We start from the raw sequence: 6,741 nt of genomic DNA, 5'->3' as shown, positions 1-6,741 counted from the left end.
GGGGGGGGGGGGGGGGCGGGCGGGGGGACGACCGGACGACCGGACGACCGGACGAGCGGGACGAGCGGGACGGACGGGCGGCGCGCCGCGGCGTTGCGTGAGTGAGCGCTCACGTGCCAGGATGTGAGCGCTCACTGGGGACGACGAGGTTCTGGAGGAACGCATGGGTGACGACCGCCGACAGCGGATCGTGGACGGCCGCACCACACTCGGGATCGAGCTCGGCTCCACCCGCATCAAGGCCTGCCTGGTGGACGAGGACCTCGTGCCCATCGCGGCCGGTTCCCACGAGTGGGAGAACGAGTACGTCGACGGTCGCTGGACCTACTCGCTCGGCGCCGTCGAGACCGGACTCCGCGCCGCGTACGCCGCCCTGGTGGCCGACGTCGAGGCGCAGTACGGAGTCACCCCGACCACGTACCGCGCCGTGGGGGTGAGCGCGATGATGCACGGCTACCTGGCGTTCGACGCCGCCGGCGAGCTGCTCGTGCCGTTCCGCACCTGGCGCAACACCTCCACGGGCCCCGCGGCCGAACGGCTCAGCGAGGCGCTCGGCTTCAACATCCCGCTGCGGTGGTCGATCGCGCACCTGTACCAGGCGGTCCTCGACGACGAGCCGCACGTGGCCGGGATCGCCGGTGTCACGACGCTGGCCGGCTACGTGCACCGCCGCCTGACCGGGCGGAACGTCCTGGGCGTCGGTGACGCGAGCGGCATGTTCCCGATCGAGGGCGGCCCCGTCGACAGTGGCCCCGGCGACCCCGGCGCGAAGGACTTCGACCACGCCATGCTCGCCACCGCGCAGGACCTGATCGGCGTACCGGACCTGCGGTCCCTGCTGCCCGAGGTCCTCGTCGCCGGAGCCGAAGCCGGCGAGTTGACCCCCGAGGGCGCGGCCTGGCTCGACCCGACCGGCACACTCGAACCCGGCGCACCGCTCTGCCCGCCCGAGGGCGACGCCGGAACCGGCATGGTCGCGACGAACGCCGTCGCCCCGCGCACCGGCAACGTCAGCGTCGGCACGAGCATCTTCGCGATGGTCGTGCTCGAGCAGCCGCTGACCACCGCGCACGAGGAACTCGACGTCGTGACCACACCAGCCGGCGACGCCGTGGCGATGGTGCACTGCAACAACGGCGCGAGCGAGATCGCGAGCTGGGCCCGGGTGTTCGGACGCTTCGCCGAGGCCTCGAGCGAGCGGACCGGCGCGACGCCGATCGGCATCGACGACGTCTACGCCACCCTGCTCGCCGAGGCCGTCGCCGACGACACCGACTCGGACGCCGGCGGCCTGCTCTCCTTCAACTACCTGGCCGGCGAACCCGTCACCCACGTCGAGGACGGTCGGCCCCTGCTGCTCCGCACCCCCGGCGCACGTTTCACGCTCGGCAACCTGGTGCGCTCCGAGGTGCACGGCGCCTTCGCGACCCTGGCCATCGGCATGGACGTCCTGCACGGCGAACAGGTGCAGGTGGACCGGATGACCGCGCACGGCGGGCTCTTCCGCACGCCCGGCAGCCCGCAGCGGCTCCTCGCGGCGGCGTTGCGCGTGCCGATCGCGCTCGAGGAGACCGCGGGCGAAGGCGGCGCGTGGGGGATCGCCGTGCTCGCCGCCTACCTCGAGCACACCGACCAGCAGCTCGCCGACTACCTGTCCGACACCGTGTTCGGCGGGGACGCCGTGCACGTGGCCGAACCCGAGCCAGCGGACGTCGCGGGGTTCCAGACGTACCTGGAGCGCTACCGGGCCGCACTGCCCGTGCAGGACGTCGCCGCGGCGGCGACCCGCCCCGGCGCGACCACAGGACCGACCGAGCAGACCGACGGCGCCGACCCGCGCCTCCAGACAGAGGAAGTGACCCGATGACGGACGCGATCGACGAGACCACACGCCAGGCGGTGGCGACGACGCGGGAGCGCGTCGCGCGCCTGCACGGCGAACTCGTCCGCTACGGCCTCGTGATCTGGACCGGCGGCAACGTCTCCGAGCGCGTGCCAGGGACGGACCTGTTCGTCATCAAGCCGAGCGGGGTGTCGAGCGACGACCTGACGCCGGAGAACCAGGTCGTCTGCACCCTCGACGGCGTGCCGGCCGAAGGCTGGGGCAACGAGCACGGCCCGTCCAGCGACACCGCCGCGCACGCCTACGTGTACCGGAACATGCCCGAGGTCGGCGGCGTCGTGCACACCCACTCGACCTACGCGACCGCCTGGGCCGCCCGCGCCGAGGCGATCCCCTGCGTGATCACGGCGATGGCTGACGAGTTCGGCGGACCCATCCCGGTCGGCCCGTTCGCGATCATCGGCGACGACTCGATCGGCCACGGCATCGTCGACACCCTGAGCGGCCACCGCAGCCGTGCGGTCCTGATGCAGAACCACGGCGTCTTCACGATCGGCAAGGACGCGAAGGACGCCGTCAAGGCGGCCGTGATGTGCGAGGACGTGGCACGGACCGTCCACATCTCGCGGCAGCTCGGCGACGCGGTGCCGATCCCCGAAGCCGACATCGATCGACTCTTCGATCGCTACCAGAACGTCTACGGACAGAACCCCGAAGGAGCCATGCGATGACGCAGGACACCACCGTCGACCCCCAGGCCACGCTCGACAGCTACGAGGTCTGGTTCCTCACCGGCTCCCAGGGGCTCTACGGCGAGGAGACCCTGCGCCAGGTCGAGGAGCAGAGCAAGGCGGTCCACGCGGAACTCGCCGGGCACCTGCCGGTGAAGCTCGTCTGGAAGCCCGTGCTCAAGGACGCCGACGGCATCCGCCGGGCGCTCATCGAGGCGAGCGCCGACGACAAGGTCATCGGCGTCACCACGTGGATGCACACGTTCAGCCCGGCCAAGATGTGGATCGGCGGCCTGCAGGCGCTGACCAAGCCGCTGTTGCACCTGCACACGCAGGCGAACGTCACGCTGCCCTGGGCGGACATCGACTTCGACTTCATGAACCTCAACCAGGCCGCGCACGGCGACCGTGAGTTCGGCTACGCCCTGGCCCGCCTCGGCGTCCGGCACGCCACGGCCGTCGGCCACGTCTCGGACCCCCGCGTCCAGCAGCGCGTCGCGAACTGGACCCGTGCCGCCGCCGGTGCCGCCGCTGTCCGCGAGCTGAAGCTCACCCGCTTCGGCGACAACATGCGCTACGTCGCCGTCACCGAGGGCGACAAGACCGAGGCCGAGATCGAGCTCGGCGTGCAGGTCAACACGTGGGCCGTCAACGAGCTCGCGGCAGCGGTGGAGGCCGCAGAAGCGGACACGGCAGCGGTCGACGCGCTCGTGGCCACGTACGAGCGCGACTACGACGTGGACCCGTCACTCCGCAGCGCCGGCGGCGAACGGCACGCCGCGCTCCGCGACGGCGCCGCGATCGAGATCGGCCTCCGGACGCTCCTGCAGCAGAACGGCAGCGCCGCGTTCACCACGAACTTCGAGGACCTCGGCTCGCTCAAGCAGCTGCCGGGCCTGGCCGTCCAGCGCCTGATGGCCGACGGCTACGGCTTCGGTGCCGAGGGTGACTGGAAGACGGCGGTCCTGGTCCGCGCGATGAACGTCGCCGGTGCCGGCCTGCCCGGCGGTGCCTCCCTGATGGAGGACTACACCTACGACCTCACCCCGGGCGCCGAGAAGATCCTCGGGGCGCACATGCTCGAGGTCTCGCCGACGCTCACGACCACGAAGCCGACGCTCGAGATCCACCCCCTCGGCATCGGTGGCAAGGACGACCCGGTCCGCCTGGTCTTCACCGCCGACTCCGGCGAGGCCGTCGTCGTCGCGCTGTCCGACACCCGCGACGGCTTCCGCCTCACCGCCAACGTCGTCGACGTCGTGCCCCCGACCGAGGCCCTGCCGAAGCTGCCCGTCGGCCGCGCGGTCTGGGAGCCCCGGCCGTCGTTCCCCGTCGCCGCCGAGGCCTGGCTCACCGCCGGCGCCGCCCACCACACCGTGATGACGACGGCGGTCGGCCTGCAGGTCGTCGAGGACTTCGCGACCATGGTCGGCACCGAGTTCCTGGTCATCGACGAGCACACCACCGCACGCGGGTTCCGCGACGAGCTGCGTCTCCAGCAGACGTGGCACCGTCTCGACCGCGGCTTCTAGAGGAGCCAGGACCCACGATGGACGACGTGATCGCGGCCGAGCGCACCCGCACCAACTGGGCGGGCAACGTCACCTACCGCGCCTCGGCGCTGGCCCGGCCGACGTCGGTGGACGAGCTCAAGCAGCTCGTCGCCTCGACGCCGCGCCTGACGGCGCTCGGCTCGCGACACTCGTTCAACACCATCGCCGACACCGACGCCGTCCAGGTGTCGCTGTCGGACCTGCCGCCCGTACTCGAGGTCGACGCGTCGCGTCGCGTCGTGCGGGTCGCGGCCGGCATGACGCACAGCCAGGTCGCGGCCGGTCTGGAGGCCCGTGGCTGGGCACTCGGGAACCTCGCGTCCCTGCCGCACATCTCCACGGCCGGGGCCGTCGCCACGGGCACGCACGGCTCCGGTGTGCGGAACCCGTCGCTCGCGCAGGCGGTGGTCGGCCTCGACGTCGTCCGCGCCTCCGGTGAGCTCGCGCACGTCGACGCCTCGTCGCCGGACGGGCTGCTCGACGCCCACCGGGTGGGGATCGGCGCGCTCGGCGTCGTCACCGCGGTGGAGCTCGCGATCGAACCGACGTTCCAGGTCGCCACGACGGTGCACCTCGACCTGCCGTGGGACGCCGTCGCCGAGCAGTTCGACCAGGTGATGTCCGACGCGTACTCGGTGTCGATGTTCACGTCGTTCGACGACCGCGGTGCCCGGCAGGTCTGGGCCAAGCACCGCGTCGACGAGGCCGCACCGACCGTCGACCTCGTGGCACTGGGAGCCCGAGCGGCCTCGGGTCCGGTGCACCCGGGCGAGAACGACCCTGCCGGGGTCACCGAGCAGGGCGGCGTGCCGGGGCCGTGGTCCGAGCGACTGCCGCACTTCCGGTCCTCGTTCACCCCGTCGACCGGGGCCGAGATCCAGGCGGAGTACCTGATCCCTGCGGCGTCTGCCGTTGCGGCCCTCGAGTCGCTCCGACCGCTGGCGTCGCTGTTCGCCCCGATCCTCATCGCCGCCGAGGTCCGCACCATCGCAGCCGACACCGCCTGGCTCGCGCCGTCGTCCGGACGGCAGTCGGTCGGCCTGCACTTCACGTTCCGTCGCGACCCCGCCGCCGTGGCCGCGGCGGTGGCCCGGATCGAGGACGTCCTGGCACCGTTCGACCCGCGGCCGCACTGGGGCAAGGTCTCCGCCGCGAGTGCCGAGCGGCTGCACGAGGCGTACCCGCGGCTGTCCGACTTCGCCGCGCTCGCCCGGGACCTCGACCCCACGGGGCGGTTCCGCAACGCGTTCCTGGCGCGCATCCTGTCCTGACGCGATGGACAGGTGCCCCGCACCACCGGCTGCGATGCGGGGCGCCCGGGTCCTGAGTCCTTGCGGGACAGGTCGATCAGGAGCCTGACCACGGTCACGAGCAAGCTCGCGACACGTGGATGTGTCCGCTCGAATGCAGGGCGGTTCTCACAGGGGATCCCCATCGGATGCCCTGGCGAACCCCCGGCTCGGTGCCGGTCGCTCACATGTGAGGACGTAAAGGTCGGGGCATGGCGAACCTCAACCGCATCCTCGGCATGGCCTCCAAGGCCATCGACAAGCAGCTCCAGAAGCGTGGGCAGGGGGGAACCGCACCCGGCGGAGCGCAGCAGGATGGGACCGACTGGCGCGGCATCGTGCGCAGCGCCGCGGACAAGCTGACCGGCGACGACCGGAACCAGCAGCAGCCGCAGCCGCAGCAGTACGGCCAGCCGCAGCAGTACGGCCAGCCGCAGCCGCAGCAGTACGGCCAGTCGCAGCAGTACGGCCAGCCGCAGCCGGCGCAGTACGGCCAGCCGCAGCAGAACGCTGGCACGCCGCAGCACGGGGCCGACGCCGACAAGGTCGCCCTGGCGAAGTACGACTACCTGCTCCGCACCTCGTCGCCGGAGCAGCTCGAACAGGTCCACCACGACGCCTTCGCGCGGCTCACCCCCGCGCAGCGCCAGCAGGTCCGCGACCGCCTCAACTCCGAGCTCCCGCCCCACGAGCACCTGCGCGACGACTCGGCGGGCGGCATGGCCCGTGCGATGACCCGCGGTGAGATGTCGCGTCCGGGTCTGGTCCGACGGGTCCTCGGCGGTTCCGGCGGCTCGGGTCGGTCGGGTCCCGGCCGGGGCCGTGGCGGCGCCTTCGCCGGTGGTGCAGCGGTCGGCGCCGGCGCGATGGCGTTCGGTGGCCTCGCCGCCGCGGTGGCCGGGGGAGCGGTGCTGAGCGCCGCCGCCGGGCCGGTCCTGGCAGGGGCCGCCGACCTCGGCGTGGACTTCGAGGGCATCGCCTCGGGCATGGGCGACCTCGGGCTCGGTGACCTCGGTGGTGGCGTCGAGGGACTCGTCGGTCAGGGCGAGCAGTTCCTCGGCGGGTTCGGCGAGCAGGCCGCGGGCTTCGGCGAGCAGGCGTCCGGTCTCGGCGAGCAGGCATCGAACCTCGGCAACGACTTCCTCGGTGGGCTCTTCGACCGCTGACGCACCGCTGTGCGAACGCATCGGGAATAGCGGGACGGCGTGCGGCGCTTGCAATGTTTCGTCGTGCGTCGTCCGAGGCGCGCGAGATTCGGACGGGCCACCGTCGCGGTGTCAGGATGGACGCCGCCCGGCGGGTGAACCGTTCCGCCGCCGCAGCGA

General features: G+C 72.4%; 5 protein-coding genes. All 5 read left to right on the top strand.

Annotation, left to right across the window (positions count from 1 at the left end; translation table 11 throughout):
- Window positions 1-163: 163 nt before the first annotated feature.
- On the top strand, window positions 164-1,867 hold the full coding sequence (locus tag DEJ27_RS14655) for a xylulokinase (protein ID WP_111091276.1): 1,704 nt from the start codon (window positions 164-166) through the stop codon (window positions 1,865-1,867).
- Window positions 1,864-2,574, top strand: coding sequence for an L-ribulose-5-phosphate 4-epimerase (locus tag DEJ27_RS14650; protein ID WP_110862339.1), 711 nt, complete (start codon window positions 1,864-1,866; stop codon window positions 2,572-2,574). The genes DEJ27_RS14655 and DEJ27_RS14650 overlap by 4 nt, the downstream gene beginning before the upstream one ends.
- Complete coding sequence (gene araA, locus DEJ27_RS14645) at window positions 2,571-4,106, top strand: L-arabinose isomerase (RefSeq protein WP_111091275.1); 1,536 nt, start codon at window positions 2,571-2,573, stop codon at window positions 4,104-4,106. Before DEJ27_RS14650 ends, araA begins: the two co-directional genes overlap by 4 nt.
- Window positions 4,107-4,123: 17 nt before the next feature.
- Window positions 4,124-5,398, top strand: a complete 1,275-nt coding sequence (locus tag DEJ27_RS14640) for an FAD-binding protein (protein WP_111091274.1) — start codon at window positions 4,124-4,126, stop codon at window positions 5,396-5,398.
- Between the two features lie 230 nt (window positions 5,399-5,628).
- A complete protein-coding gene (locus DEJ27_RS14635) occupies window positions 5,629-6,582 on the top strand; it encodes a cation-transporting ATPase (protein ID WP_111091273.1) in 954 nt (317 codons plus the stop codon).
- Window positions 6,583-6,741 lie beyond the last annotated feature (159 nt).

This window comes from Curtobacterium sp. MCPF17_018, from assembly GCF_003234135.1.
GTDB lineage: Bacteria > Actinomycetota > Actinomycetes > Actinomycetales > Microbacteriaceae > Curtobacterium > Curtobacterium flaccumfaciens.
This window is presented reverse-complemented; position numbering and strand designations above follow the sequence as displayed.